This is a genomic window from Luedemannella helvata, from assembly GCF_039528415.1.
Classification (GTDB): domain Bacteria; phylum Actinomycetota; class Actinomycetes; order Mycobacteriales; family Micromonosporaceae; genus Luedemannella; species Luedemannella helvata.
The window spans coordinates 53654-78640 of record NZ_BAAALS010000001.1; the positions used below are offsets into that span (position 1 = coordinate 53654).

24 protein-coding genes are annotated in these 24987 nt (G+C 72.6%); 8 read left to right on the plus strand and 16 right to left on the minus strand.

Annotated elements, in window-relative coordinates; translation table 11 throughout:
• The first annotated feature begins 27 nt into the window (after positions 1 to 27).
• A complete protein-coding gene (gene pta / locus ABD191_RS00270) occupies positions 28 to 2094 on the plus strand; it encodes a phosphate acetyltransferase (protein WP_344075415.1) in 2067 nt (688 codons plus the stop codon).
• 3 nt (positions 2095 to 2097) lie between these two features.
• Entirely contained in the window at positions 2098 to 3234 is a 1137-nt protein-coding gene (locus ABD191_RS00275; RefSeq protein WP_344075417.1) for an acetate kinase, read from the plus strand.
• A gap of 3 nt (positions 3235 to 3237) precedes the next feature.
• Here the strand turns inward: ABD191_RS00275 and ABD191_RS00280 are convergent, their stop codons facing one another.
• The 4 genes from ABD191_RS00280 to ABD191_RS00295 all read right to left on the minus strand — a co-directional run bounded on the left by ABD191_RS00280 (position 3238) and on the right by ABD191_RS00295 (position 6528).
• Positions 3238 to 3627, minus strand: a complete 390-nt coding sequence (locus tag ABD191_RS00280) for a hypothetical protein (RefSeq protein ID WP_344075419.1) — start codon at positions 3625 to 3627, stop codon at positions 3238 to 3240.
• Between the two features lie 160 nt (positions 3628 to 3787).
• Positions 3788 to 4741, minus strand: coding sequence for a zinc-binding dehydrogenase (locus ABD191_RS00285; protein ID WP_344075422.1), 954 nt, complete (start codon positions 4739 to 4741; stop codon positions 3788 to 3790).
• Between the two features lie 221 nt (positions 4742 to 4962).
• Positions 4963 to 6123, minus strand: a complete 1161-nt coding sequence (locus ABD191_RS00290; RefSeq protein WP_425560613.1) for an NAD(P)-dependent malic enzyme — start codon at positions 6121 to 6123, stop codon at positions 4963 to 4965.
• Positions 6124 to 6180: 57 nt separating this feature from the next.
• Positions 6181 to 6528, minus strand: a complete 348-nt coding sequence (locus tag ABD191_RS00295) for a S24/S26 family peptidase (protein ID WP_344075426.1) — start codon at positions 6526 to 6528, stop codon at positions 6181 to 6183.
• Positions 6529 to 6588: 60 nt separating this feature from the next.
• Between ABD191_RS00295 and sodN the strand changes: the two genes are divergently transcribed.
• Both sodN and ABD191_RS00305 read left to right on the plus strand, forming a co-directional pair.
• On the plus strand, positions 6589 to 6993 hold the full coding sequence (gene sodN, locus ABD191_RS00300; RefSeq protein WP_344075428.1) for a superoxide dismutase, Ni: 405 nt from the start codon (positions 6589 to 6591) through the stop codon (positions 6991 to 6993).
• A gap of 59 nt (positions 6994 to 7052) precedes the next feature.
• Positions 7053 to 7502 (plus strand): GNAT family N-acetyltransferase, encoded by a 450-nt coding sequence (locus tag ABD191_RS00305; protein WP_344076105.1) that lies wholly within the window; start codon positions 7053 to 7055, stop codon positions 7500 to 7502.
• A 284-nt stretch (positions 7503 to 7786) separates the two neighbouring features.
• On the opposite strand, the gene valS is transcribed toward ABD191_RS00305, so the two are convergent.
• Together valS and ABD191_RS00315 are read right to left on the minus strand one after the other, a co-directional pair.
• On the minus strand, positions 7787 to 10405 hold the full coding sequence (gene valS, locus ABD191_RS00310) for a valine--tRNA ligase (RefSeq protein WP_344075429.1): 2619 nt from the start codon (positions 10403 to 10405) through the stop codon (positions 7787 to 7789).
• Positions 10406 to 10446: 41 nt separating this feature from the next.
• Positions 10447 to 11205, minus strand: a complete 759-nt coding sequence (locus ABD191_RS00315; RefSeq protein WP_344075431.1) for a hypothetical protein — start codon at positions 11203 to 11205, stop codon at positions 10447 to 10449.
• 61 nt (positions 11206 to 11266) lie between these two features.
• On the opposite strand from ABD191_RS00315, the gene rmuC reads away from it, so the two are divergent.
• On the plus strand, positions 11267 to 12406 hold the full coding sequence (gene rmuC / locus ABD191_RS00320) for a DNA recombination protein RmuC (protein WP_344075433.1): 1140 nt from the start codon (positions 11267 to 11269) through the stop codon (positions 12404 to 12406).
• 3 nt (positions 12407 to 12409) lie between these two features.
• Here the strand turns inward: rmuC and ABD191_RS00325 are convergent, their stop codons facing one another.
• Together ABD191_RS00325 and ABD191_RS00330 are read right to left on the minus strand one after the other, a co-directional pair.
• On the minus strand, positions 12410 to 12874 hold the full coding sequence (locus tag ABD191_RS00325; RefSeq protein ID WP_344075435.1) for a hypothetical protein: 465 nt from the start codon (positions 12872 to 12874) through the stop codon (positions 12410 to 12412).
• 68 nt (positions 12875 to 12942) lie between these two features.
• Positions 12943 to 13902, minus strand: a complete 960-nt coding sequence (locus ABD191_RS00330; RefSeq protein ID WP_344075437.1) for a 4-hydroxy-3-methylbut-2-enyl diphosphate reductase — start codon at positions 13900 to 13902, stop codon at positions 12943 to 12945.
• Positions 13903 to 14024: 122 nt separating this feature from the next.
• Between ABD191_RS00330 and xseA the strand changes: the two genes are divergently transcribed.
• Positions 14025 to 15248: an exodeoxyribonuclease VII large subunit gene (xseA, locus tag ABD191_RS00335; protein ID WP_344075439.1), complete on the plus strand. Its 1224-nt coding sequence runs from the start codon at positions 14025 to 14027 to the stop codon at positions 15246 to 15248.
• 11 nt (positions 15249 to 15259) lie between these two features.
• Entirely contained in the window at positions 15260 to 15469 is a 210-nt protein-coding gene (locus ABD191_RS00340) for an exodeoxyribonuclease VII small subunit (RefSeq protein ID WP_344076108.1), read from the plus strand.
• 34 nt (positions 15470 to 15503) lie between these two features.
• Here ABD191_RS00340 and ABD191_RS00345 read toward each other — a convergent pair whose 3' ends face one another.
• Together ABD191_RS00345 and ABD191_RS00350 are read right to left on the minus strand one after the other, a co-directional pair.
• Positions 15504 to 16298 carry a hypothetical protein gene (locus ABD191_RS00345; protein WP_344075441.1) on the minus strand — a complete coding sequence of 265 codons (795 nt, stop codon included), beginning with the start codon at positions 16296 to 16298 and terminating at the stop codon, positions 15504 to 15506.
• A gap of 66 nt (positions 16299 to 16364) precedes the next feature.
• Positions 16365 to 16952 carry a DUF4245 domain-containing protein gene (locus tag ABD191_RS00350; protein ID WP_344075443.1) on the minus strand — a complete coding sequence of 196 codons (588 nt, stop codon included), beginning with the start codon at positions 16950 to 16952 and terminating at the stop codon, positions 16365 to 16367.
• Between the two features lie 142 nt (positions 16953 to 17094).
• Here ABD191_RS00350 and glpX point away from each other — a divergent pair, with 142 nt between their 5' ends.
• Positions 17095 to 18132 (plus strand): class II fructose-bisphosphatase, encoded by a 1038-nt coding sequence (gene glpX, locus ABD191_RS00355; protein WP_344075445.1) that lies wholly within the window; start codon positions 17095 to 17097, stop codon positions 18130 to 18132.
• A 28-nt stretch (positions 18133 to 18160) separates the two neighbouring features.
• On the opposite strand, the gene ABD191_RS00360 is transcribed toward glpX, so the two are convergent.
• The 6 genes from ABD191_RS00360 to ABD191_RS00385 all read right to left on the minus strand — a co-directional run bounded on the left by ABD191_RS00360 (position 18161) and on the right by ABD191_RS00385 (position 24903).
• Positions 18161 to 19132: an NAD(P)/FAD-dependent oxidoreductase gene (locus tag ABD191_RS00360; RefSeq protein WP_344075447.1), complete on the minus strand. Its 972-nt coding sequence runs from the start codon at positions 19130 to 19132 to the stop codon at positions 18161 to 18163.
• A gap of 43 nt (positions 19133 to 19175) precedes the next feature.
• Positions 19176 to 19838: a rhomboid family intramembrane serine protease gene (locus ABD191_RS00365; RefSeq protein WP_344076110.1), complete on the minus strand. Its 663-nt coding sequence runs from the start codon at positions 19836 to 19838 to the stop codon at positions 19176 to 19178.
• Between the two features lie 121 nt (positions 19839 to 19959).
• Complete coding sequence (locus tag ABD191_RS00370) at positions 19960 to 20583, minus strand: aggregation-promoting factor C-terminal-like domain-containing protein (RefSeq protein ID WP_344075449.1); 624 nt, start codon at positions 20581 to 20583, stop codon at positions 19960 to 19962.
• 269 nt (positions 20584 to 20852) lie between these two features.
• A complete protein-coding gene (locus ABD191_RS00375) occupies positions 20853 to 22595 on the minus strand; it encodes a copper resistance CopC/CopD family protein (protein WP_344075450.1) in 1743 nt (580 codons plus the stop codon).
• Complete coding sequence (locus ABD191_RS00380) at positions 22592 to 23440, minus strand: YcnI family protein (RefSeq protein WP_344075452.1); 849 nt, start codon at positions 23438 to 23440, stop codon at positions 22592 to 22594. The genes ABD191_RS00375 and ABD191_RS00380 overlap by 4 nt, the downstream gene beginning before the upstream one ends.
• Positions 23441 to 23514: 74 nt before the next feature.
• Positions 23515 to 24903: a multicopper oxidase domain-containing protein gene (locus ABD191_RS00385; protein WP_344075454.1), complete on the minus strand. Its 1389-nt coding sequence runs from the start codon at positions 24901 to 24903 to the stop codon at positions 23515 to 23517.
• Positions 24904 to 24987: the final 84 nt, after the last annotated feature.

The window sequence follows — 24987 nt, forward strand, 5'->3', positions numbered from 1 at the left end:
TGGTAGCGGATCTTCGAGGAGGCCACGGTGGCTCGCAGCGTGTACGTGACCGGGTTGGAGCCCGGCGGGGGTAAGTCGGCGGTGGCGCTGGGCGTCGCCCAGCTGCTGTCGCGGCGGGTACACCGCCTGGCCGTGTTCCGGCCGGTGGTCCGCGACGCCGACGACCCCATCGTGGCCCTGCTGCGCGACCGCTTCCAGCTGACCGACGCGGGTTTCGGCACCACGTACACGGACGCCGCCGCGCTGCTCAGCCAGGGCCGCGCCGAGCAGTTCGTGGCGCGGGTCATCGAGCGCTACCACGAGGTCACCGACGGCGCGGACGCCGTGCTGGTCGTGGGCTCGGACTTCGGGCAGGACGCCGGCGACTCGGGCGTACACGAGGAACTCGCCATGAACGCCCGGCTGGCCAGCGAGTTCGGCGCGGTCGTCATCGGGGTCGTGGACGGGGCCGGGCGGACCCCGGAGACGGTCGCGGGCACGCTGCGCAGCGCGTACCACTCTCTGGTTGAGCTGGGCACGACGGTGGCCGCGCTCATCGCGAACCGCACCGCCCCCGCGGATCGCGACGCCATCCTCGGCGCGGCGGCGCTGCCGCCGGTGCCGGTCTACGCCCTGCCGGCCGACCCGGCGATCAGCGCGCCGACGCTGGCCGAGGTCACCCAGGCGCTGGGCGCGCGCCGGATCCTCGGCGACGACGACGCGTTCTCCCGCGACGCGCTGCGGTACGTGGTGGGCGCGGCACACGTGCCGGTCTTTCTCGACCACCTCGCCGACGGCGGTGTGGTGATCACCCCGGGCGACCGGGACGACCTGGTCACGGCGACGTTCGCGGCGCACGCGGCCGGGGTGGTGTCCGTGGCCGGGGTGGTGCTCACGCTCGGCGAGGTGCCGGACGCGCGGGTGCTCGACCTCGTCGGCAAGCTGCGCACCGACCTGCCGGTGATCTCCGTCGACCAGGACAGCTTCACCACGGTCGCGTCGCTGGCCGAGCTGGAAGGGCGGCTGACCGCCGCCAACCCGCGCAAGATCGAGGTGGCTCTCGGCCTGTTCGAGTCGCACGTCGACGGCCGGGAGCTGTCCAAGCGGCTCGACGTGGCCCGCTCCGACCGGGTCACGCCGCTCATGTTCGAGTACGAGCTGATCGACCGCGCCCGCCGCGACCCGCGGCACGTCGTGCTGCCCGAGGGCCGTGAGGAGCGCATCCTGCGGGCCGCCGAGGTGGTCCTGCGCCGGGGCGTGGCGCGCCTGACGCTGCTCGGGCACCCGGACGACATCTCGCGCCGCGCCCGCGAGCTGGGCCTGGAGATCTCCGGAGCGGAGCTGGTCGATCCGGCCACGTCGCCGCTGCGGGAGGAGTTCGCCCGGGAGTACGCGCGCCTGCGCGCCGCCAAGGGCGTCACCCTCGACCACGCGCTCGACACGGTGACCGACGTGAACTACTTCGGCACGATGCTGGTGCACACCGGCCGCGTCGACGCCATGGTGTCGGGCGCCACGCACCCGACCGCCGACACGATCCGGCCCGCCTTCGAGATCATCCGTACGGTTCCCGAGGTCAGCGTCGCCTCGTCCGTGTTCTTCATGTGCCTCGCCGATCACGTGCTCGTCTACGGCGACTGCGCGATCAATCCCGACCCGACGGCCGAGCAGCTCGCCGACATCGCGCTGTCCTCCGCGCGTACCGCCGCCCGGTTCAACGTCACCCCACGGGTGGCGATGCTGTCGTACTCGACGGGCTCGTCCGGGCGCGGCGCCGACGTTGACAAGGTGGCGGCGGCGACGAAGCTGGTCCGGGAGCGCGCGCCGGAGCTGCTCGTGGAAGGGCCCATCCAGTACGACGCGGCGGTGGACCCCGCCGTGGCGGCCACGAAGCTGCCCGGGTCGGCCGTGGCGGGCCAGGCCACGGTGCTGATCTTCCCGGACCTGAACACGGGCAACAACACCTACAAGGCCGTGCAGCGGTCGGCCGGCGCCGTGGCCGTCGGGCCGGTGCTGCAGGGCCTGCGCAAGCCGGTGAACGACCTGTCCCGGGGCGCGACCGTGCCCGACATCATCAACACGATCGCGATCACCGCGATCCAGGCCCAAGGCTGAGGCATGTCGCGCATCCTGGTGCTCAACTGCGGCTCGTCGTCCGTGAAGTGGCGGCTGTTCCACGGATCCGACACCGCCGGCAAAGGACTCGTCGAGCGGGTCGGCTCGGGCGGGCCGGCCGATCACGAGGCCGCCCTGGCGTCGATCCTGTCCAGTGTGGACCTCTCGGGTCTCGCGGCCGTGGGCCACCGTGTCGTGCACGGCGGCGACCGGTTCAGCGCGCCGACCATCGTCACCGACGAGGTGATCGCCGCGGTGCGCGACCTGGTGCCGCTGGCCCCGCTCCACAATCCGGCCAACCTGACCGGCATCGAGGTGGCCCGCCGCCTGTTGCCCGACGTGACGCAGGTCGCGGTCTTCGACACGGCCTTCCACCGGACCATGCCGGCCTGGGCGCGCGCGTACGCCATCGACACGTCCGTGGCGGACCGGTGGGGCATCCAGCGGTACGGGTTCCATGGCACGTCCCATGAGTACGTGTCACGCCGTACGGCCGCGCTGCTCGGCCGCGAGGTGACCGACACCAACGTGATCACGTTGCACCTCGGCAACGGGGCCAGCGCGTGCGCGGTCAAGGGCGGGCGCAGCCTCATCACGTCCATGGGCATGTCGCCCCTGGAGGGCCTGGTGATGGGCACCCGCAGCGGCGACATCGACCCGACGATCATCTTTCACCTGCGTCGCGTCGGTGGCCTCGACGTCGACCAGATCGACGAACTGCTCAACCGGCGCAGCGGCCTGGTCGGCCTGGCCGGGGACAACGACATGCGCGAGATCATCGCGCGGCGGGACGCGGGCGACGCCGCGGCCACGCTGGCGTTCGACATGTACTGCCAGCGCATCAAGGGGTACGTGGGAGCGTACGCGGCGCTGCTCGGCCGGGTCGACGCCGTGACCTTCACCGCCGGGGTCGGCGAGAACGCGGCCCCGGTTCGCGCGGCGGCGCTCGCCGGGCTCACCGCGTTCGGCATCGCCGTCGATCCGGATCGCGACGACGGGGCCCGCTCCGGCGAGCGGATCATTTCGCCCGACGGCGCGCCGGTCGCCGTGTGCGTGGTCCCCACGGACGAGGAGCTGGAGATCGCGATCCAGACCCGCGGGGTGCTGGAAGCCGACCGGGCGCCGTCGGAGCAGCGGTAGCCGTCAGTACTGGTCGCCGCCGGTGAGCTGCTGCTCGAGCTTGTCGGCGGTCGTCGTGACCAGCGCCAGCGGGCGCTCGATCTCACTGATGCTGACGCTGTCGAGCGGTACCGCGTGCCGGTAGGTGACCAGGTTGCCGAACAACCCGATACCGCCGCAGACCATGTTGGCCGCCGCCTGGAGGGCGTGGGCCAGGTTCACGTTGCCGATCTCGCCGAACGGCGACTCGATCTGCACCCAGCTCTCGTCCCCGTCGAGGGTGATGTGCCAGAGCACGACCACCTGGGTGCGCAGGTTGTCCATCTCGAAGACCAGCTTGATCATGTTTGGCTGCTCGTCGGAGATCTTGTATTTGCCCCGCACGTACGAGGCCACGTCGTTCCATGTCGCCATTGCGTCGTACCTTCCGGATCCGGGCCGCGAACGGCGTGCCGCGACCATCGCGCGACTGTGCCCGGATCGTGGGCGTCTCAGCAACCGTGCACCCGACTGGCCGGATTCCGTCTCTCCACAAGGGACCGGCCGGGATTCGTGGTAAAGGGGCGCGGTCAGCTCACCGCGTGTGGTCGAGCAGGACCTTGCCGAAGACCTCGCCGGAGCTCAACCGCTCGAACGCGGACCGCGCGTCGCCGAACGGGAAGACCGAGTCCACCACCGGACGGATGCGCCCCTCCGCACACAGTCGCAGTAGCGCGGCCAGTTCGTCCCGGGAGCCCATGGACGCCCCGAGCAGCTCCAGGCGCATCGCGAAGACCCGTCGCAGGTCGATGGTCGCCAGGTGTCCCGAGGTCGAGCCCGACACCACGATGCGGGCGCCGGGCGCCGCGCACTTGAGCGAGTGGTCAAGCGTGGCCGCCCCGACCGTCTCGATCACGACGCCGACCCGCTCGGGCAGCCGCGCGCCCGGTTCGACCGCCATGGCGCCCAGCTCGGCGGCCCGCTCGCGCTTGCCAGCCACGCGACTGGTCGCGTACACCCGCTTGCCCAGGGCGACGCCGAGCACGATCGCCGCCGTGGCCACCCCGCCGCCCGCGCCCTGCACCAGCACCGCGTCCGCGTCCGCTACGCGGCCGCGGGAGACGAGCATGTGGTACGCCGTGAGCCAGGCGGTCGGCAGGCAGGCCGCGTCGGCGAAGGACACCTCGGCGGGCTTGGGCACGAGGCACGCCTGCGGGACGGCGACCCGGTCGGCCAGCGTGCCCTGGTGGCGCTCCGACAGCAGCGAGAACCCGCGCGGGTCGGCCGGATCGTCCACGACGGGATAGACGACCACCTCGGTCCCGTCCGGCGCGACGCCCGCGGCATCGCAGCCGAGGATCATGGGCAGCCGGTCGGCGGGCAGCCCCACCCCCCGCAGCGACCACAGGTCATGGTGATTCAGCGCACTGAACCGCACGTCGACGGTGGTCCACCCGCCCGCCGGCAGGTCCGGCTCGGGTCGCTCGCCGACCGTGAGGCACGAGAGCGGGTTGTCCTGGTCTATCTGATTCGCATACACCGCGCGCATGATCATCCACCGTACCAGCCGGCAAGCACCGCGACGAGTTCCCCGTGGTCACTCGCACACTCGCTTGTCGCCGACAACGCCCGCCACGCTCGCTTGGGCCTCGCCGGATTCCCGTGGACAGGCTGGAGGACGTCCGATGAGGACAGGCACAGCTACGTACCCAGCCCGGTAACGCGCGCCGCGACGGCCCCGGGGGACCGTCGCGGCGCGCGTCGGCGGCGTCACGCCGCCCGGGTCACACCCTCCTGGCGGGCGACCTCGGCGACGACCGAGGCCACCGCCGGGGCGACCCGGGGGTCGAGGGCCGAGGGCACGATGGCGTCGATCGAGAGGTCCTCGGCGGCGACCGCGGCGATGGCGTCGGCGGCGGCGAGCTTCATGCCGTCGGTGACGCGGGTGGCCCGGGCCTCCAGGGCGCCCCGGAAGATGCCCGGGAACGCCAGCACGTTGTTGATCTGGTTCGGGAAGTCGCTGCGCCCGGTGGCGACGACGGCCGCGTAGCGGGCCGCGACGGTCGGGTGGACCTCCGGGTTGGGGTTGGCCAGCGCGAAGATCGCGCCGCCGGGTGCCATGCCGGCAAGGGCGTGCTCGGCGACCGTGCCGCCGGAGACGCCGACGAGCACGTCGGCACCGCGCAGGGCCGCGGTGATGTCGCCGGTGATCCCGCGCGGGTTGGTGGCGGCCGCCAGGGACGCCTTCTCCGGGTGCAGGTCGGTGCGCCCGGCGTGGATGACGCCGCGCGAGTCGACCACGATGACGTCGGTCACGCCGCCGGTGAGCAGCATCCGGGCGACCGCGTTGCCGGCGGCGCCGGCCCCGCTGACCACGACGCGCAGGTCCTCGATCTTGCGGTCGAGCACCTGTGCGGCGTTGCGCAGGGCGGCCAGCACCACGATGGCGGTGCCGTGCTGGTCGTCGTGGAACACCGGGATGTCCAGTGCGGCGTCGAGGCGGCGTTCGATCTCGAAGCAGCGGGGTGCGCTGATGTCCTCGAGGTTGATGCCGCCGAACGACGGGGCCAGCGCGGTCACCGCGGCGATGATCTCCTCGGTGTCCTGCGTGTTCAGGCAGATCGGCACGGCGTCCACGTCACCGAACTGCTTGAACAGGACCGCCTTGCCCTCCATGACGGGCAGCGCCGCGCGCGGGCCGATGTTGCCCAGGCCGAGCACCGCGCTGCCGTCGGTCACGACCGCGACCGTGTGCCCCACCCAGGTGTAGGTGTCGGCGAGCGCCGGGTCGGCTGCGATGGCCTCGCAGACCTGCGCGACCCCGGGCGTGTAGGCGATGGACAGGTCCTCGCGCGAGGCGAGGGCGACAGTCGAGCGGGTGGCCAGTTTGCCACCACGATGCGCCTGAAAAATTGATGTGTCGTACGTCACGAGTGCTCCCCACGTCGACATTGACGATTATCGCGACTTTTATTGCGATCGATGCGATTAGCGGGGGTCGCCCGTTTCCTTCCCCGAGCATAACCGCCAGCGGAAACGTGGCCACCACTGGAGTACGACCCGGGCCTCGATGGTCGCGACACCATAGCTTGCCGAGTCGTCGCTGGCATACGGGTTATCCCCCGCCAGCCACCAGCCGTCGCCTTCCCTGCGTACGACCCTTTTGATCACGAGAAGCTCCGGTCGGGAGCGGAACCGCCCCAGCACCACGTCGCCCGGCCGCGGCTCGCGACCGCCGCGGCGCGCCAGCACCGCGTCGCCGTCGCGCAGCGTGGGCGCCATGGAAGGACCTTTGACGAGTACGGCGAACACGACGCGCCTCTCTGCGTAGGCCACCCCGGTCGGGAGTAGGGTCCGTTAGGAGGATCATCGCAAACTTCCATGGAGGGGTCCCTGATGCGACTGCCACGCATGCTTACGCCGCGTACGACCGCGAGCGCCCACTGCGATCTGCCCTGCGGCGTATACGACCCGGCGCAGGCCCGGATCGAGGCCGAGTCGGTCAAGGCCATCATCGAGAAGTACCTGGCCAACGAGGACTTCGAGTTCCGCACCCGCTCGCTCATCATCAAGGAGCAGCGGGCCGAGCTGGTCAAGCACCACCTGTGGGTGCTGTGGACCGACTACTTCAAGGCCCCGCACTTCGAGAAGTACCCGCAGCTGCACCAGCTGTTCAACGAGGCCACGAAGCTCGCGGGTGCCGCCGGCGCCAAGGGCACGACCGACCCCGCCAAGGCGGATGAGCTGCTCGCCAAGATCGACGAGATCGCGAAGATCTTCTGGGAGACGAAGCAGGGGTGAGCACCCCCGCTGTCGCCGTGCGGCGGGTACGTCCATCGGACGTGCCCGCCGTCGTCGCTATGGTGCACCAGCTGGCCGACTTCGAGCGCGCCGCCGACCAGTGCCTGCTGTCCGAGGCGCAGCTGCGCGACGCCCTGTTCGGGGCGGCGCCGGCCCTGTTCGGGCACGTCGCCGTCGACCCCGCCACCGACGAGCCGGTCGGCTTTGCCCTGTGGTTCCTCAACTTCTCCACCTGGGCGGGCGTGCACGGCATCTACCTCGAAGACCTGTACGTGCAGCCGACCGCGCGGGGCACCGGCGCGGGGCGGGCCCTGCTGCGCGCGCTCGCCCTACTGTGCCTCGAGCGCGGGTACGCCCGCCTGGACTGGTGGGTGCTGAACTGGAACCCGGCCCGCGATTTCTACGCGGCCCTGGGCGCGGCCGCGCTGGACGAGTGGATCCCCTACCGGCTCACCGGGGACGCTTTGCGCCGCCTCGCCGCCAGCGGGTCGCCGCCACCGCCAGCATGACGCCGCCCAGCAGCACGAGCGCCCCGACCATGGCGATGGCGGTGGGCGTGGCCTCGCCTGCCCCCCACGCATACACCCACCGCCGCACGTAGCCCCCACACGCTCGCCCCACCGGCCCAACGAGGCAACGTCCCCCACGTAGCGAGCGCCCAACGCCGCGCCCGTTCGGACGCGCCACCCGACGGATACACCGCGGCCGTCGCCCCCTCCCCTAGCGGATCTTGGCACCAAAGGCCGCTTATAGCCGGGCTTTGGTGCCAAGATCCAGAGTGGGTGGGGCCGGTTCAGCCGACAGTGATCGTCAACGCGCCGGCGGTGGGGTGCCAGTCGAGGGTGCCCACCCGACCGGCCGCGCGCAGGTCGCCCGCCGCCGCCCGGAGCAGGGCCAGGTCGTCGGCGCCCCCGGCGATCGAGACCCGGTCGAACTCGGCGCGCATGGACAGCTTGCGCCGCGACTTCTCCCGGCGGATCTGCCCCAGCGCCTCGGCGGCCAGCGCGAACAACGCGTCCGCAGCAACTCCGCCACGCGCGTCGCCCGCAGCACCGCAGCCGGCCTCACCACCGCCCGCCACACCACCGCCTGCGTCACCACCGCCCGCGTCACCGCGGCCGGCCGCGTCGCCGGGTTCGTTGGCGGCGACCGGCCACGCCGCCCGGTGCACCGAGCCGTCGTGCCACCACGACCAGGCCTCCTCGGTCGCGTACGGCAGGACGGGGGCGAGCAGCCGCAGCAGCACGTCAAGGCCCCGCAGCAGCGCCGCCTGGGCGGACGCGGCCCCGGGACCCGACCCGTACGCGCGGTCCTTGACCAGCTCGATGTAGTCGTCGCAGAACCGCCAGAAGAACGTCTCCGTGGCGGCGAGCGCGGTCGTGTAGTCCTGCGCGGCCATGGCCTCCGTGGCCACCCGCACGACGCCGTCCAGCTCGCCGAGCATGGCGACGTCGAGCGGCTCGCTCACCTGCGCGGACCCGCTCGCCGCCAACCCCAGGACGAACTTCGTGGCGTTGAGGATCTTGGTGGCGAGGCGCCGGCCGACCTTCATCTGGCCCTCGTCGAGCGCCGTGTCGACGCCGGGGCGGCCCGACGCCGCCCAGTAGCGCACCCCGTCGGAGCCGAACCGGTCCAGGTAGTGCGCCGGGCCGGTCTCCGCGTTGCCCTTGGACTTGGACAGCTTCTTGCGGTCGGGGTCGAGGATCCAGCCGGAGATCACGGCAGAGCGCCAGGGCAGGGCCCCGAACTCCGCCCGCGCCCGCACGATCGTGGCGAACAGCCAGGTCCGGATGATCTCGTGGGCCTGGGCCCGGTGGTCCATCGGGTACACCCGGGCGAACAGGTCCTCGTCGACGCACCAGCCGCCCGCGATCTGCGGGGTCAGCGACGAGGTGGCCCAGGTGTCCATGACGTCCGGGTCGGCCACGAACCCGCCCGGCCGGCCCCGGTCGGCCTCGGTGAAGCCGTCCGGCACGTCCGTGGTCGGGTCCACCGGCAGCCGCGACTCGTCGGGGATGAGCGGATGCTCGTAGTCCGGTTCGCCGTCGGCGCCGAGCGGATACCACACCGGGAACGGCACGCCGAAGAAGCGCTGGCGGCTGATGAGCCAGTCGCCGACCAGCCCGTTGACCCAGTGCTCGTACCGGTGGCGCATGTACTCGGGCGTCCACGCGAGCGCCCGCCCGTACTCCAGGAGGTCTTTCCTGAGGTCCGGGTCCCGGCCGCCGTTGCGGATGTACCACTGACGGGTCGCGACGATCTCGAGCGGGCGCTCGCCGCGCTCGTAGAACTTCACCGGGTGGGTGATGGGGCGGGGCTCGCCGACGAGCGCGTCGCCGAGCATCGCCACGATCTCGCGGCGCGCGGCGTTGACCGTGCGGCCGGCGAGGCGCTGATAGCGTGCCGGGTCCACATCGGAGGGCGCGTCGGGCAGCAGCCGGCCGTCCCGGCCGATGATCACGCGGGTGGCGAGGTCCAGCTCCCGCCACCAGGTCACGTCGGTGAGGTCGCCGAACGTGCACACCATGGCGATGCCCGTGCCCTTGGCGGGGTCGGCGAGGTGATGGGCGCGGATGGGCACCTCGACGCCGAACACCGGCGTGGTCGCGTCGCTGCCGACGAGGCCCGCGTAGCGGTCGTCGTCCGGGTGGCAGACCAGGGCCACGCAGGCGGGCAGCAGCTCCGGCCGCGTCGTGTCGATCTCGATCGGCTCGCCGGCGGGTCCGCGGAAGACGATCCTGTGGTACGCGCCGGGGCGCTCGCGGTCCTCAAGCTCGGCCTGGGCCACGGCCGTGGCGTACGTGGTGTCCCACAGGGTCGGCGCCTGGGCCGTGTACGCCTCGCCGCGCGCCAGGGCCCGCAGGAACGCCCGCTGCGACGCCAGCCGGGCCCGGTCCCCGATGGTCGTGTACTGGTACGACCAGTCGAAGCTGAGCCCCAGCCGCCGCCACAGCGCCTCGTAGGCCCGCTCGTCCTCCTCGGTGAGCTGGCGGCACAGCGCCACGAAGTTGGGCCGCGAGATCGGCGTCAGCTCCGCGCTGCCCGGCTGCGGCACGAACGACGGGTCGTACGGCAGCGACGGGTCGCAGCGCACGCCGAAGTGGTACTGCACCCGGCGCTCGGTGGCCAGGCCGTTGTCGTCCCAGCCGATCGGGTAGAACACGGCCTTGCCGCGCATGCGCTGGAAGCGGGCGATGATGTCCGTCTGCGTGTAGGAGAAGACGTGTCCGATGTGCAGGGCGCCGGATACGGTGGGCGGCGGGGTGTCGATCGAGTACACGTCGGCGCGGTCAGCTGACCGGTCGAACGCGTACGTCTCCTCCTCCTGCCACCGGCGCGCCCAGGCCTCCTCCAGACCGTCCAGCGTGGGACGTTCGGGAAGGCGGGACGCGCGACCCACCGTCTGCGTCATGGCAGCGAGGCTAGCCGCCCGGCGGTCGATCGTCCGCCGATTTAGAACCCCCCGAAGTCCCCGCCGCCGAAGTCGCCGCCGCCGAAGTCACCGGCGTAGTCGGAGCCGTAGTCGTAGCCGCCGAAATCGCCGCCTCCGGCGTCTGCCGCCGCGTCCTGCTCGCCGCCCGGGTCCCAGCCGTGGTCCTCGGCGTAGTCGAGGCCGTCCTGGAAGCCGTCGTCGTGGCCGGCCGCGAAGCCGCCGCCGTCCCAGCCGAACAGGCCCGGACTGAACAGCGCGTCCATGATGAGGAAGGAGCCGACGCCCCAGGCGCCCGCCACGAGGGCGGTCTTCCACCAGGGCTCCGAATACCAGCCGCCTGGGACCGGCCGGCCCTGCACCATGCCGCCCGGGTAGTAGTAGGGCGTGCGGTTGCTGTGTCGCGGCGAGGCGCGGAACGGGCGGCCCTCGATCTGGACCTCGTTCTCCTGGGTGATCTGGCCGGCCTGGCGCTGGCCCGCCAGCGGCGGGATGTCGGGGCCGGGGTCGAAGCCCATGGCGACGCGGGCGGCCCGGATGTAGGCCAGGCCTTCCACCGCGGTCTCCCGGGCCAGGCCGTACTGCGCCGGGGTGGTCGCCCGGTCCAGCTGGGCGCCGGCCGCGTTGTAGCGCTCGCCGGCGTCGACGAGCGCCTGCTGGATCGCAGGGTCGTCGCGCTTGGGCAGGTTCATGATCTGGCCGCCCAGGCGCTCGTACCAGCGCAGTGCCTCTTCCCGCGCGTCCGCCAGCTCCCGCTCGCGGCGCTTGCGACCCCAGAACATGTGCCCTCCCATTCCTCGCCCACGGTACATACCCGTCGCACCCATACCGCATGCTGAAGTGGTGACTGAGGTGACGCTGTTGCTGGTGGGGCTGGCCGTGGGCATCGCGCTCGGAGTGCTCGGTGCCCGTTCGCGCGGGGCCGTCCAGGTGGCGCGGCTGGAGGCCACGCTCGCCGCCTCGCAGGCCGGCGAGGCGCGGCTGGAGCAGTCGATGCGCGCGCTGACGTTCGAGGCGACGGCCCAGTCGCAGGAGGCCGTCGCGCGCGCGGTCGCCCCGCTCCACGAGACCCTTCAGCGGTACGAGCAACGCGTGGCGGAGTTGGAGCGCGCCCGCGTCGGCGCGTACTCGGAGCTGCGCTCGCAGCTCGGGCAGGTGCACGAGGCGTCCACCGCGCTGCGCGCCGAGGCGGGCCAGCTCGTGGCGGCCCTGCGCAGCCCGCAGGTGCGCGGTCGTTGGGGAGAGCACCAGCTGCGCCGGGTCGTCGAGGCGGCCGGCCTGCTGGAGCACTGCGACTTCGCCGAGCAGGTGTCCATCAGCGGCGACCAGGGCACCCAGCGACCCGACCTGATCGTGCAGCTCTACGGCGGCCGCCGGATCGTGGTGGACGCCAAGGCGCCCCTGGACGCGTACCTGTCGGCGATGGAGGCGCGCGACCAGCGGGTCCGCGACCACCACCTCGACCAGCACGCCCGCCACCTGCGCGCGCACGTGGAGGCGCTGGGGGCCAAGCGCTACTGGGCCTCGGTCGAACAGTCCCCGGAGTTCGTGGTCCTGTTCCTGCCCGCGGACCCGTTCCTCGACGCGGCCCTGGCCCGCGACGCGACCCTGCTGGAGCAGGCGTTCGGCCGCAACGTCGTGCTCGCCACCCCGGCGACCCTGGTCGCGCTCCTGCGCACGATCGCGTACTCGTGGCGCCAGGAGGCGCTCACGGAGCACGCCGTCGAGGTCCACCGCCTGGGCCGCGAGCTGTACACGCGCCTGGCCAGCCTGGCCGACCACCTGTCCAAGGTGGGCTCCTCCCTGTCGGGTGCGGTGACCGCGTACAACCGGGCGATCGGGTCGCTGGAGTCGCGGGTCCTGGTCAGCGCCCGCCGCTTCACCGACCTGGGGGTCACCGGCGAACCGCTGCCGACCCCGGCCCAGGTCGAGCTCGCGCCGCGCCAGCCGCAGGCCCCGGAGCTGGTGGCCCCGGACCCGTGACCGTCAGGAGCCCATGGCGAACAGCAGCACCAGCAGCAGCACGACCGAGGTGACGATGACGGTCGGCACGAGCAGCTCGAAGAAGCGCCGGTGCCCCCGGTTGCGCTTGAACTCGTCGATCGCCGCCCGGCCCTCGACCGTGTCGCGCCGCCACCGGGGCTCCACCACCGCCGTGCCCGCCGCGATGGCGTCCGCCACGCGCTGCACGTCGTCCTTCTGGTAGGCCCGCCATGACGTGCCGCCCCACGTCCCGTAGGTCTCGACCGTCCTGATCCGTACGTCGTTCGCCTCCGCGACGGGCGCGATCATCCACACGACCGGCCACGCGTAGCGGACCTCGTGCACGGCCAGGTATCCCTCGGGCACGTGCGCGTAGTCGTCAGGGTTCTCCTCGCGCTTGGCGAGGATCTCCGCCACCGACAGGGGCGGCGGCAGGACCGCGGGCTCCGTCTCACGAGCTTCAGACATCGACCCATGCTATTGGGTCGCGCGGCCGGGCGCTGCCCGCAGTCACCGCCCGATCACAACACGTGCGGTCAGCGGGCCGCGGCGGCCTTCATGTCGCGCTTGAGTTCCTGCGGGAGGGAGAAGGTGATCTTCTCCTGCACGGTGGTGACCTCGTCGACGTCCGTGAAACCCTGCGCCGCGAGGCGCTCGAGGACCTCGGTGACCAGCTCGTCCGGGACGCTGGCACCCGAGGTGAGGCCGACCGTCGTGGCGCCCGCGAGCCAGGCGTCGTCGATCTCGTGGGCGTAGTCGACGAGGTAGCTGGCGCGCGAGCCGGCGTCGAGGGCCACGTCGCGCAGGCGCAGGGAGTTCGACGAGTTCGTGGAACCGACCACGATCATCACGTCGCACTCGGGGGCGATCTGCTTGACGACCTGCTGGCGGTTCTGGGTGGCGTAGCAGATGTCGTCGCTGGGCGGCGACTGGAGCAGCGGCAGGCGCTCCTTGAGCCGGGCGACCGTCTCCATGGTCTCGTCCACCGACAGGGTGGTCTGCGACAGCCAGACGACCTTGGCCGGATCCCGGACCTCGATCTTTTCGGCACCCTCCGGGCCGTCCACGAGCTGCACGTGGGCGGGGGCCTCGCCGGCCGTACCGATGACCTCCTCGTGGCCCTCGTGGCCGATGAGCAGGATGTCGTAGTCCTGCGCGGCGTAGCGACGCGCCTCGTGGTGGACCTTGGTCACCAGCGGGCAGGTGGCGTCGATCGCCTTGAGATTGCGCGTGCGGGCCTGCTCGTAGACCTCGGGCGCCACGCCGTGGGCCGAGAAGATCACGGTGGCGCCCTCGGGCACCTCCTCGTTCTCCTCCACGAAGATCGCGCCGGCCGCTTCCAGGGTGGCGACGACATGCTTGTTGTGCACGATCTGCTTGCGCACGTAGATGGGGGCGCCGTAGAGCTTGAGGGCCTCTTCGACCGTCTGCACCGCCCGGTCGACGCCGGCGCAGTAGCCGCGGGGCTTGGCGAGGAGTACGCGCTTGGAGGTCACGCCCCCATGGTACGGGCGCCCGCACGCGCCGCCGAGGTGAGTGATCCGGGCCACCGCCGCGACAATCGGACACAGACCTATCGGAAGGCCCGCGTCGTACCGCGCGGTTACGCTCAGCCGCGATGACCACACCCGAGAAGAAGAAGTCGACGGCCGAGGAGCCGTGGCCCGTCCGCGTCGTGAGCCAGATGATCTCCGCGTGGATCGCCCGGCTGGGCTGGGTGTGGGTGGAGGGCCAGGTGGCGCAGATCTCCCGGCGCCCGGGCACGAGCACGGTCTTCCTGACCCTGCGCGACCCGTCGGCCGAGATCAGCCTGACGGTCACGACCAATCGGGACGTGCTCGACCTCGGCGCGCCGGAGCTGAAGGAGGGCGCCCGCGTCGTCGCGCACGCCAAGCCGGACTTCTTCGCCGGCCGGGGCACGTTCTCCCTGCGGGCCGACGAGATCCGCCAGGTGGGCCTCGGCGAACTGCTGGCCCGCCTCGAACAGCTCAAGAAGCTGCTGGCCGCCGAGGGCCTGTTCGACCGGGCGCGCAAGCGGCCGCTGCCCTTCCTTCCCGGCACGGTCGGGCTGGTCACGGGCCGGGCCAGCGCGGCCGAGCGCGACGTGCTCGACAACGCGCGCCGGCGCTGGCCGGCGGTGCGGTTCCGCATCCTCAACACGGCCGTGCAGGGGCCGGCCGCCGTGCCCCAGATCATCGAGGCGCTCAAGGTGCTCGACGCCGACCCGGCCGTCGAGGTCATCATCCTGGCCCGGGGCGGCGGCGGGGTCGAGGACCTGCTGCCCTTCTCCGACGAGGCGCTGTGCCGGGCCATCTTCGCCTGCCGTACGCCGGTGATCTCCGCGATCGGGCACGAGACGGACGTCCCGCTCATCGACTTCGTGGCCGACGTGCGGGCGTCCACCCCGACCGACGCGGCCAAGCGGGTGGTGCCCGACCTCGCCGAGGAGCGGCGCCTCATCGCCACCGCCCGGGGACGGCTGGAGCGGGCGATGCGCCACCACCTCGCGCGCGAGCAGCAGCGCCTGGACGCCGCGCGCTCCCGGCCCGTACTCGCGAATCCGACCGCGATGCTGGATCAGCGCGCCGCGGACGTGGACGCGCTGCGGCATCGCGCCCACCGGACGCTGGGTTACCGGCTGGAGCGGGCCGACGACGACCTGCGCCACACCGTGGCGCGGCTGCGGGCGCTGTCGCCCGCGGCGACCCTCCAGCGGGGGTACGCGATCGTGCAGGCGGCCGACGGTGCCGTGGTGCGGGCGCCGGCCGACGTGTCGACGGGCGACGCGCTGCGCGTGCGACTGGCCGAGGGCGAGCTGGCCGCTAAGGTGGTCGCGACGTGAGGGGCGGTGCCATGGCGGCGAAGGACGAGCTGAGCTACGAGCAGGCGCGCGCCGAGCTGGCGAGTGTCGTCGAGCGCCTGGAGGCCGGCGGCGCCACGCTGGAAGAGTCGCTCGCGCTCTGGGAGCGCGGCGAGCATCTCGCCAAGGTGTGCCAGCGCTGGCTCGACGGCGCCCGCGAGCGGCTGGACGCGGCCCGTCAGGCGGCGGACGGCCGGGAGTAACGGCCCAGCCCGGCGGGGAGTGACCGCGCCGCCGTCAGGCGGCGGCCAGCAGGGAGTAGAGATCCGCCGGCGCCGAGACCGCGCCCTTGGGCTTGGCGATCGTGATGGGCTTGCCGACGTCCGTGAGGGTCAGGGTCACGTCGGCCGTCTGCGTGCCGATCTTGAGGCCCTTGACCTTCAGCGTGGCGAGCGCCCCGTCGGCGACGGTCGCCTCGTAGGGCAGCGCCTTGGCCGCGGCGTCCACCTTGCCGCCGGACGCCGTGTTGAGCAGCGCCGCGCCCTTGGACAGGTCCAGGGTGCCCTGGTAGACGTTGCCGTTGCGCTCGGCGGTCTGCACACCGGCGGCGAGCACGGACAGGTCGGCGGACAGCCCGGCGTCGAGCTGCTTGGACAGCGACGAGGGCAGCTTCTTGGCGTCGACCTTGACCCACTTGCGGTTGAGGTCGCCCAGGACGGGCACGACCCCGGCGAGCGCACCGAAGTCGACCTTGAGGTAGGCGGCCTTGTCGACGCGGGCCGCGTCCAGCTCGACGGACGCGCCGGAGGTCGGGTCGGAGACGGTCGCGTGGAACTGTGCCGAGCCCTTGCCGTCGACCGCGCCGCTGGAGATCGGCGTGTCGCCCTGCGCGACCGAGAAGCGGTACGGCTTGCCGGCCAGCGCCTTGATCGCGGCCGTGAGCTCGTCCTTGGCGGCGCCCGGCGGGTTCAGCCCGTGGCCGACCCCGGCGTCGCCCTTGTCGCACGCGGCCAGCGCCAGGCTCAGCAGCGCGGCGAGCGCGAGCACGACGAGCGTGGCGGGCCGCCGGGTGGCGCGCTCCGTGTGCGACATGACCTACCTCCGACAGTCGGCGCGGATAGCCGAGTGTACGAAACCGGCTCTACCCCGCCCCGCAGGTCAGCGCAGCGCGCCGGCAAGAGTACGCAGAGTGGCTACGTCCGTCGCGCCGACCACGATCACCGTCCGGTCCGGGCTGACGGACACGATCGCGTGCTCACCGTCGCGGACCGCGTACACCTGCCAGGCGAGGCCGGCCTCGTTCACGGTACCCAGGGGCGTCCCGCTCTCCCCGAGCTCGTCCTTGACGAGCGCCGCGGCCGGGCGGGAGGACTGGACCAGCTGGGTCTGGCCCTCGTCCGGGGTGAGGTAGCCGACGCGCAGCACCGCGCCGTCGGGCTCGACCTGGTACGCGGCGCTGACCGTGCGCCAGCCGGCGTCCAGCCCGGTCGGCTCCAGCACCGGGAAGGCCTGGGCGGCCCGCGCGTTCGCGTAGGCGGGCGCGGTGTCGACCACGACGACGTCCTCCCCGCCCTGGAAGCGGTAGATCCCCACGATGATCGCCACCGGGATGAGGAGGACCACGAGGGAGCGCGCCATGTCACGCCAGCCGCGCGCCGAGCGCCGGGGCCCGACGGGCGCGGCCGCCGGTTCCGGCGTCACCGTGCGGGGAAGATCTGCTGGTACGGAGGTCTGCGCGGGATTCACGCCACCATAGTGACCGACGGCTCACGGGCCTTCGCCACCGGCCCGAAACTCAGCGATGGCACCATAGGGAAAAGTCGGAACGCTGTGTGTAAGCGCTTTCCTACACGAGCGGTCCGACCGCGACGCCCCGAGGAGGCCACCGATGTCCGCTTCAGTCCCCCGCCGCGCCGAAGATCTTGACCGTAACCTCGCCCTCGAACTCGTCCGCGTGACAGAGGCCGCCGCCATGGCCGCCGGCCGCTGGGTGGGCCGGGGCGACAAGGAGCGCGGCGACGGCGCGGCCGTCGACGCCATGCGCCTGCTGATCAACTCGCTGCCCATGCGTGGCGTCGTGGTCATCGGCGAGGGCGAGAAGGACAACGCGCCCATGCTCTACAACGGCGAGCACGTCGGCGACTGGCAGGGCGGCCCCGAGGTGGACGTGGCCGTGGACCCGATCGACGGGACCACCATGATGAGCAAGGGCATGCCGAACGCGCTCGCGGTCCTGGCGGTCGCCGAGCGCGGCGCCATGTTCGACCCGTCGGCCGTGTTCTACATGGAGAAGCTGGCGGTCGGTCCCGAGGCGGCCGGGGTCATCGACATCGAGGCGGGCGTACGGGAGAACCTGCAGCGGATCGCGAAGGTCAAGCACTGCTCCGTCTCGGACGTGACCGTCTGCATCCTCGACCGGCCCCGACACGCCGCCCTCGTCAAGGAGGTGCGCGACGCGGGCGCGCGCATCCGGTTCATCCTCGACGGCGACATCGCCGGCGCGATCAGCGCCGCGCGCGACACGAGCGAGGTCGACGTGCTCATGGGCATCGGCGGCACGCCCGAGGGCATCGTCGCCGCGTGTGCGCTCAAGTGCATCGGCGGCGAGATCCAGGCCAAGCTCTGGCCGCAGGACGACGCCGAGCGGGAGCGCGCCGTCGCCGCCGGCCACGACCTCGACCGGGTCCTCACCACCAACGACCTCGTACGCGGCGACAACGCGTTCTTCTGCGCCACCGGCGTGACGTCCGGCGACCTGCTCAAGGGCGTGCGGTACCGGGCCGGGGGCGCCTACACCCAGTCGATCGTCATGCGCTCCAAGAGCGGCACGATCCGGGTCATCGACTCCTGGCACCGCCTGGAGAAGCTGCGCCGCTACTCCCGCGTCGACTTCGACGCCATCACGGACCAGTCCGGGGAGGACTGACCTCCCGGGTCACCTCCGGCGCCGCGCGTCAGCCGGCGTCGGAGGAATGGCCCGGGAAGAGGTGGGCGCCCGGGTCGATGACCGGGGCCGCGTTGTTGACGGCCGTGGCCGCCTCGCCGAAGCCCGTGGCGATCAGGCGCACCTTGCCCGGGTACTCCGTGATGTCGCCGGCCGCGAAGACGCGCGGCAGGTTCGTGGCCATCGTGGAGTCCACGACGATGTGCCGGTGGTCCAGCGTGAGACCCCACTCGGCCAGCGGGCCCAGGTCGGCGGTGAAGCCGAGGGCCGCGACGACCGCGCCCGCCGGCAGCGTGGCCGGCTCCTCGCCCTTGACGGCGACCTCCACGGCCGTGACCTCGTCGTCCCCGATCAGCCTCGTGACCTGGGCGTTCACCAGAATCCGTACGGGCAGGTCGCGCACCTTGGCGACCGTACCGGCGTGCGCGCGGAACGCGTCGCGACGGTGCACGAGAGTGACCGACGCGGCGATCGGCTGCAGGGCCAGCGCCCAGTCGAACGCCGAGTCGCCCCCGCCCACGATGACGACATCGCGCCCCGCGAGCACGTTCAGCTCGGGCACGAAGTAGACCAGCCCGGTGCCCGTCCAGCCCGCCGCGCAGGGCAGCGGCCGGGGCGAGAAGCTGCCCAGGCCGCCCGTGATGAGGATGGCGCCGCAGCGCAGCGTCTGCCCGTCCGACAGGCTCAGCAGCGGGCGGCCGTCAGGGTCTCGGTCGAGCCCCTCCGCCCGTACGCCCAGCAGGTAGGTGGGGCGGTAGGGGGCCGCCTGCGCCACCAGGTTCGCGATCAGCTCCCGGCCACGGATCGCGGGAAAGCCGGCGACGTCGTAGATGACCTTCTCGGGGTACATGGCGGTGATCTGGCCGCCCGCCTCCGGGAGGGCGTCGATCACGACCGTGGAGAAGCCCCGGAACCCGGCGTAGTACGCGGCGAACAGGCCCGTCGGGCCGGCTCCCACGATGACGAGATCCACGTCGCCCACACAGGCCTCCACCACAATGTGTTCAGCTGAGCTGCACGCAACGTTACGGGTGGGAGATGGCGGGCGGCAAGCTCCGGCGGGTCCGCACCAGCAACGCGGCGACCAGCCCGCCGACGAACCCGAACAGGTGCGCCTGCCAGGACACCTGGGTGTTCGCCGGGTCGATCAGCAGGATCTGCCAGCCGTAGAGCACGGCCACGAGGGCGCCCACGGCCACATGCCAGAGGCTGCGTTCGACCACGCCCCGGGCGAGCAGCAGCCCGAGGTAGCCGAAGACCACACCGCTCGCGCCGACCACGATCGTGTTCTCCGGGGTCAGCAGCCACGTGCCGATGCCGCTGATCACCGCGATGATCAGCGTACTGAGCAGGAAGCTGCGCCAGCCGGCGGCGAGGACGAACGTGCCGAGCAGGATCAGCGGCGCGCTGTTGACCACCAGATGGTCCCAGCTCGCGTGCAGGAAGGGCGCCAGGATGATGCCGTCGAGCCCGTCGAGGCGGCGCGGCCGGATGCCGCCGACCCGCAGGAACAGCCCGCCCGTGAGCCGGTCGCCCAGCTCGACGACGGCGAGGATGGGCACGAGGGCGCACATGGCCACGAACGCGCGGCCGATGGCGGCGTAGAAGGCGGGGGTGCCGAAGCGGTCCGGCGAGTCGACAGCCGGCCCACGTTCGGGAACGTGGGCCGGCTGGGAAGGCTCCTCGATCGTCACGCGGACACAGCTACCACGCCCGCGCGGTCAACCGCTAGTGATGACCCGGGAAGCAATGAACCGTGGTGGTACGCATAGGTACCGCCACGGTTCATCGCTCTGTCGGCTTCGGCGATTAGTACCAGCCGGTCGCCACCGAGTGGTCCCACGCCTTGCACGGCGTGCCGTAGCGGCCCTTGATGTAGCCCAGGCCCCACTTGATCTGCGTGGCCGGGTTGGTGCGCCAGTCGTCGCCCTCGCTGGCCATCTTGGAGCCGGGCAGCGCCTGCGGGATGCCGTACGCGCCGGACGAGGTGTTCTCGGCCGTCGTACGCCAGTTGCTCTCCTTGTTCCAGAGCTTGTTCAGGCACGGCATCTGGTCGAGGCCGAAGCCCTTCTTGAGCAGCTCGGCGCAGCCGATCGCGCGGTTGCCGCTGAACTCGGAGCACGACGCGGGGATCGGGCCGTAGTCCGGCGGCTCGCGGTTCTCCGACCGGCTCGCGGCCTGCGCGCGCTCGGCCAGCTCGTTGGCCTTCTTCGCCTTGGCGGCCTGGTCCTTGGCCTCGTCGGCCGCCTTGTCGAGCGCCCGCTGCACGGCCGGGTCGAGACCGGCGCGCGCGTCGTACAGCTTGGACTGGTCCATCGCCGCGATCTCGGACTCGACGTCGTACCGCGCCTCCTGCGCGGCGACATCAGCGGCCTGCTGCCGGTGGATGCCGAGGTAACCGCCGCCGACCGCGCCGGTCAGCAGCAGCGCCACCGCGGCGATCCGCGGCGCGAAGCTGGGCCTCGCGGAATGCTTGGGGAGTTGGGTTGCCGTGGTGCGTCGGCGTGGCCGGGCCACGAAGCGTTCCCTTCGCCGGGGACAGAGGGTGCGACCGTCCCCCCGTTGGCCGGTCGCGGGCCGCGTCGCGAACACGAAAGCGTCGCAGCCCGTCGACCACCCTCACTCAGGCGGTGGCACGAGGGCACCCCCAAGTGACTTATGCCACACCGCATAATCTGTCCAACATGGAGAATACTGGCAATTCACTGCGCCACTATGACTGGAATGTCCACTGACGCTTCGTCAACGTCGCTGACACGTACCGTAACCGTGGCGGTCCAGGCGCCCGCGAGCGGAAGCGACAGCGCCGCGAGATAGTGGCCGTCGCCCGCCTGGCGCAGCTCGACCGGCAACGGGCCGATGTCGCGCTCCGGCAGCCGCAGCTCCACCCCCGCCTGCGGCACCGCGAAGGGCCGGCCCGTCGGGTCCAGGATGGACAGGTGCAGCACGGTGGCACCGACGCGGCGCGGTTGCAGGTCGAACGCGATGAGGCCGCGACCCGACCCCGCGTCGAAGGGCACCGAGCCGGGCACCGCCGCCGCCTGCAGGGCCAACTGGCGGGCCGCCTGCTCGCGTGCGGCGTACGCCGCACCCGCCGGCTGCGTGGCCATCAGGACCGCGGACACCGCGAGTACGACGACGCCCAGGCCGGTCTCCGCGAGTACCCGCCGGCGGAACGCGTACAGCTGGTGGGGGTCCGGCGCGGGGTTCCTGGCGCCCGGCCGGGCGTCGTAGTGACGGCGCACCCAGCCGCGGGCCGCCATCCCGAGCCCGACAAGCACGCAGACCACGACAACCTTGGCGGCCAGCAGCCGGCCATAGGACGTCTGGGTCAACGCCGCGGGCGTCTGCACCTGCCGCCAGGCCTGGAACAGCCCGGTCACCACGAGCACGCCGACGCAGATCAGGGCGAGCCGGGAGAACGCCGGCACCGCGCGCCGCATGGCCCGCAGCTCGCGGGCCGGCAGCAGTGCCAGTGCCAGGGTGGCCAGCCCGCCGAGCCACGCCGCCATGGCCACCAGGTGCGCGATGTCGACCGCCACGGCCACGGGTACGAACCGGCCCGACACGCTGTGCCCCGCCACCGTCCAGGTCGCGGCGAGCGCCCCGGCGCCCAGGATGACCGCGCCGGTCACCGCGCGACGCAGGCGGGGGCCCGGGTCGTCGGGATACCGGCGCAGCAGCCACGACAGCGCCGGGGCCGCGGCGACCAGCAGGGCCGCCCGGGCGGCGAGGGCCCGGCCGAGCCCGGCGGCCAACGTCGTGTCGAGCAACTCCCCGTCCAGGACGTCGCCGAGCGACCGGCCCGCGGCGTACGGCCCGTACGTCAGCGCGGCGGCGAGGGCGCCGACCAGCCCGGTGGCCCAGCCGCCCCAGACGAGCGCGCGGACGGCTGGCCGGCGGGCGCCCGCCGGCCAGCACCAGGCGACGAACAGGACCGCGCCCACGAGCACGGCCAGCCCCGCGAACGAGACCCAACGGGCCACGGCGAACGCCACCCGCGCGCCGGTGTCGTCCGGGACCGCCGTGGCCGCGCCCGGCCGGGCCGCGCCGTCGCCCACCGTGAACGTGAACGCGCCCTGCGCCGGGTGGCTGTCCGCGGAGATCACCCGCCAGGCGACCGTGTACACCCCGTCGCCCAACGGACCCGTCAGCGGCGTCTCCACCGACGTGCCGTCCCCGGCACGGTGCGTGGACGGTCCGGTCGTGATGGTGGCCCCGTCCGGGCCGAAGAGGCGCACGCCGCCCGCCGGGACGGTCACGGGCTCGGTGAACTGGAGCAGCAGCCCGGTCGGCGACTCCTGGAACGTCTGGCCCGCCGCCGGCTGCGCGAAGACCAGGTCAGCGTGCGCCCACGCCGGGGCCGGCGCCACCAGGCCGCCCAGCACGGTGGCGACCCCGGCGAGGACGGCGCCGGCCATGATCCGGCGCAGGCGCCCCGTCATCGCAGCACGTCCGCGCGCTGCGCATCCCGCTCGACGGCCGATGCCCCGGCCGGGCGCGGGTTGCCCCCCGCCCGCGAAGCGCCGGCCGAACGCACACCGGCCTTCGGGGCCGCGTCGACGTCCGGTGCTGGAGCGCCGCCGGACGGAGCGTCGGCGTCGCGGGGCCCCGGCCGGCGGCGCACCAGGGCGACCAGGGCCGCCACGAGGGCGAGCAGCCCTGCCGCGAGGCCGAGGTACGCCACGGTCCGCGCGGTGTCGTCGACCGGCGCGGCCGTCGGCGCGGGAACCGCCTGCGTGGCCGCGGCCGGCTGAATGTCGATCACCATGGCCGGATGCGCGGGCCGGGCGGCGCCGTCGCGCGGCACCTCGATCCACCGCACGACCTCGCCGGACGAGTACGTCTGGAGCGCCTTGACGACCAGTTTGCCGGGCGTGGTGGGCAGCGGCCCGAGGGCGACGTCGAACGTCTGGAACTCGCCGGGCCGGATCGCGCCGCCCTGCCAGACGATGCCGGTGACGGCCCGGTCGACCGCGCTTTCCTCCTGCCCGCCGGCCGCCGCGGCGCTCGCGGGCGGCAGTTCGCGGGTGTTGACCGTCGCGGTCCAGCCGGGCACCGGCCGCAGGGACACGCTGGTCATCGTGACGTCCGGCGGGAACACCACCTCGACCTTCGTGGTGTCGGCGTCGGGCCGCTCGTTGGGGACCTTGAACGTGAAGGTGCCCCGCCCGCCGGCCGTCGCGGTGGCCGGCGACACGGTGACGTGCGCGGCGGCGGGCTGGGCGGGCAGCAGGACGGCCGCCGCCGCGCCGACCGCGAGCACTGTCAGGATGCGCGTGAGCTTCATGGGCGTACTCCTTGGTGTGAAAGGCCGGGCCGGTCGGCGGGCGACCGGCCCGGCCATGGTGGGGGTATGCGGAGCTACGCGGTCACGTTGACGACCGTGACCAGGCCGAGCATTCCGTTCGGTCCCTCGGAGTGGGAGAAGATGTGGCAGTGCAGCAGCCACTTGCCGACGTCCTTGGGCTGGAAGACGATGTCGAACGTCTGCCCGACGGCGACCGTGAGCGTGTCCGCCCAGTACGGTGACGCCAGCTTGGTGCCGTCCTGAGCCACGACCTGGAACTGCATCCCGTGCAGGTGCATCGGGTGCAGCATCTCCGGCCCGGCGCCGATCAGCCGGACGTGGACCTTCTGGTTCACCTTGGCGGCCAGCGTGGCGGTCGCCGGATAGGACTTGCCGTTCAGCGTGAACCCGTTGGACCCGTCGCCGATCGCCAGCGTGTAGTGCTTGTCGGCCGTGATGTCACCGAGCGTCGGCGTGATCAGCAGCGCCCCGTAGAGGCCCTTGCCGACCTGGCCGCCGCCCATGTGGGAGTGGTACCAGTGGGTGCCGGTCGTCTTGGCGGTCCACTCGTACGTGTAGGTCTCCCCCGGCAGGATGTGCGGCTGGGTGATGTCCGGCACGCCGTCCTGCGCGTTCGGCAACTCCATGCCGTGCCAGTGCACCGCCGTGTGGTCGGGCAGCTGGTTCTGCACGATGAACCGGAGCTTGTCGCCCTCGTTCACCTTGATCGTCGGGCCGGGCACAAGGCCGTTGAACGCGTACGCCGGCCGGACGACCCCCGGCGAGACCTCCCAGTTGACCGGCGCCATGCAGAGCTTGAACACCTTGACCCCGCTGACCGTCTCGTACGTGGCCAGCTTGGTGCCGTCGCCCTGGTCGGCCCCGACGGTCGGGTTGTCGCAGGGGGCGGCCCCGGGGGCCGGCGTGGTCGGGGTCGCCGACGTCGGGCCCGCGCTCGTCGGCACGGAACTGGTCGGCGGACGCGACGTCGGCGCGGCGCTCGTGGGTGGCCGGCTGGTCGGCGGCCGGGTGGTGGCCGCCGCCGAGGTCGGCGGGGGGTTGCTCGTCGCCACGATCGTCCCCGTCATGTACGGGTGCAGGCCGCAGTAGTAGCTGAACGTGCCGGCGGCGCTGATGGTGACCGTGAAGCTCGCGCCGGGCGGCAGGTCGGGCGACGTGAAGTCACCCCGGATGGAGTGGATCGTGCCGTCGGTCTCCTGGTTGACGAACGTGACCGTGTCGCCGGGCGCCACGGTGAGCAGGTCCGGGCTGAAGGCGAACCCGGTGATGTTGATGGTGTGGTTGGCGGCGAAGGCCGGCTTGGGCGCGAAGACGATCGCGCCGAGGGCGGTCATGATCAGGGCGATCGCCCCGATGACGAGCACCCTGCGCACCAGCGGAGGGCCGCCGGTGAGCAGCCGCCGGACGGCGGTGAACCGCGCCGGCATGCCGAGATCGGACATGGAGGAACTCCCTCGTCTACTGTGGGGGAAGCGGGCGCGCGTGACCTGGCCGCCGTGGCCTGCCGGCTGCCCGCGAGGTGTGGC

Coding starts and splice junctions, on each gene's coding strand:
- ABD191_RS00275 (WP_344075417.1), top strand. CDS start 2,098: ATGTCGCGCATCCTGGTGCTCAACTGCGGCTCGTCGTCCGTGAAGTGG.
- ABD191_RS00280 (WP_344075419.1), bottom strand. CDS start 3,627: ATGGCGACATGGAACGACGTGGCCTCGTACGTGCGGGGCAAATACAAG.
- ABD191_RS00285 (WP_344075422.1), bottom strand. CDS start 4,741: ATGCGCGCGGTGTATGCGAATCAGATAGACCAGGACAACCCGCTCTCG.
- sodN (WP_344075428.1), top strand. CDS start 6,589: ATGCGACTGCCACGCATGCTTACGCCGCGTACGACCGCGAGCGCCCAC.
- ABD191_RS00305 (WP_344076105.1), top strand. CDS start 7,053: ATGGTGCACCAGCTGGCCGACTTCGAGCGCGCCGCCGACCAGTGCCTG.
- valS (WP_344075429.1), bottom strand. CDS start 10,405: ATGACGCAGACGGTGGGTCGCGCGTCCCGCCTTCCCGAACGTCCCACG.
- ABD191_RS00315 (WP_344075431.1), bottom strand. CDS start 11,205: ATGTTCTGGGGTCGCAAGCGCCGCGAGCGGGAGCTGGCGGACGCGCGG.
- ABD191_RS00325 (WP_344075435.1), bottom strand. CDS start 12,874: ATGTCTGAAGCTCGTGAGACGGAGCCCGCGGTCCTGCCGCCGCCCCTG.
- xseA (WP_344075439.1), top strand. CDS start 14,025: ATGACCACACCCGAGAAGAAGAAGTCGACGGCCGAGGAGCCGTGGCCC.
- ABD191_RS00340 (WP_344076108.1), top strand. CDS start 15,260: ATGGCGGCGAAGGACGAGCTGAGCTACGAGCAGGCGCGCGCCGAGCTG.
- ABD191_RS00345 (WP_344075441.1), bottom strand. CDS start 16,298: ATGTCGCACACGGAGCGCGCCACCCGGCGGCCCGCCACGCTCGTCGTG.
- glpX (WP_344075445.1), top strand. CDS start 17,095: ATGTCCGCTTCAGTCCCCCGCCGCGCCGAAGATCTTGACCGTAACCTC.
- ABD191_RS00375 (WP_344075450.1), bottom strand. CDS start 22,595: ATGACGGGGCGCCTGCGCCGGATCATGGCCGGCGCCGTCCTCGCCGGG.
- ABD191_RS00380 (WP_344075452.1), bottom strand. CDS start 23,440: ATGAAGCTCACGCGCATCCTGACAGTGCTCGCGGTCGGCGCGGCGGCG.
- ABD191_RS00385 (WP_344075454.1), bottom strand. CDS start 24,903: ATGTCCGATCTCGGCATGCCGGCGCGGTTCACCGCCGTCCGGCGGCTG.